Below are 1478 nucleotides of genomic sequence, written 5' to 3'. Positions count from 1 at the left end.
TCGGCCCAATGCGAGCTCGCAACCGCGCTTACGGCGCCGGCGAGCGCGGGCCGAAAACCCTGCTGCGTTCGGCGCGGGCGTGGGTTGACCGGTCGGGCCCCCGCCCGATTAGGCTGCGACCCCTGCTGACGGCTAAAAGGTGAGGGGCTACGGATTTCGGCCCCCGCCGGGGGCCGCGTCGGCGGCCGCGCGGGGCGCGCCGCCGCCACCACAACCGGAACAAAAAGGGGGGCCCGGCCAGCGCCCCGCTGCCGGGAAGGCTGGCCGGGCCCAGGGCGGTGTGGTTAGGCGTCGGCCGCGGTTGCGCTCCGGTGACCGGTGATCTCGTGGTATCCGATCGTGTTCGTCCACGAGGCGCCGTCGTGTAGGCGAACGGACACGGTTTTCAGGTTGACCCGCACGACGGGGTACCAGTGGCCGCGGTACTGGATGAGATCACCTTTGCGGATGCTGTCGCGGCTGTGTGTGCTGGCAACGCCGGATGCTTGCAGATCGGCGTAAATGCCGCCCCAATAGACGATCTCGTCCCCGCGTTGGGCCATGCGCGCGATCACTTGGTCGCGGTAGGGCCCGGTCGCGGGACCGAACTCGTCGACGTATTCGTGGGTGGCGCTGCGGGCGACGACGCGGCGGTGGCCATCGAGAGTGCGTTGATCGGCGCGTTGCTCAGCCTGCAGCTTTTCGATGCGGTTCTTCACGGTCATCGGGTTGTACCGGTGCGCGGTGGTCGACGCCGCGGCCTCGGCCCGTCTGTTGGCGTGGTGTGCGAGGTCGGTGGCATCGATCGCGCGGCGAGTCGCCTCGTGGGCCCGGGCGATCGCGTTGCGGTGCCGGCGCTCGCTGTGATGGCCGATCAAAATCGGCTGTCCGTCGGGCGGCAGCGCCTCCACGGCACGGCGTTCGGTCTCCCAGGCCGCATCGGCTGCGGCCGCCTTGCGGTCGGCTTTGGCGTTGAGCGCGTCGACGCGGTGCTCTTGGCGCTGCGCCCTGTCGGCCTCGGCCTCGGCGGTGGGCCGGTGCGCGTCGTCGATGTCGACGCTGACGGTGTGGCCGGCGGCGCGCAGCGCGTCGGCCGCCCGCTGAATCTTGTACCGGTTGGGTTGGCGATCGCGGCTGCTGGCGATGCCCCACACCCCCAATGTGCGGAACCAGCGAAAGCCGGCGGCCTTGAGAAGGGTGTTGGTGCCGTCTCCACGGGTGGTGCCGTGAACGAGAGTGCCTTCGGCGGCGCTGTGCACGATCTCGATAGTCATGACGTGGTTCTCCGTTTCGGATGGTGCTTGTTGCGCCGGTCGGCGCTGGGGGAGCGGTTAATCGGGTGAGGGTGGGCGGTCAACCCCGAAGAGTCCGCGCCGAACGCAGCAGGGTTTTCGGCCCGCGCTCGCCGGCGCGTAGCGCCGTTGCGAGCTGGCATTGGGCCGAAAAGGTCACTCGGCCTGCGAAGTTCGGCGCGGGCGTGGGTTGACCGGTCGGGCCCC

At 70.2% G+C, this 1478-nt stretch carries 1 protein-coding gene; it reads right to left on the bottom strand.

All coding sequences use genetic code 11. The features are described from left to right. Positions 1 to 284: 284 nt before the first annotated feature. Positions 285 to 1253, bottom strand: coding sequence for a DUF3560 domain-containing protein (locus A5700_RS14985; protein WP_068067785.1), 969 nt, complete (start codon positions 1251 to 1253; stop codon positions 285 to 287). Between the last annotated feature and the right edge of the window lie 225 nt (positions 1254 to 1478).

It is taken from the genome of Mycobacterium sp. E1214, assembly GCF_001666755.1.
Taxonomy (GTDB): Bacteria; Actinomycetota; Actinomycetes; order Mycobacteriales; family Mycobacteriaceae; genus Mycobacterium.
Note: the sequence above shows the minus strand (reverse complement) of the source record. Positions and strands in the feature narration are given on the sequence as shown.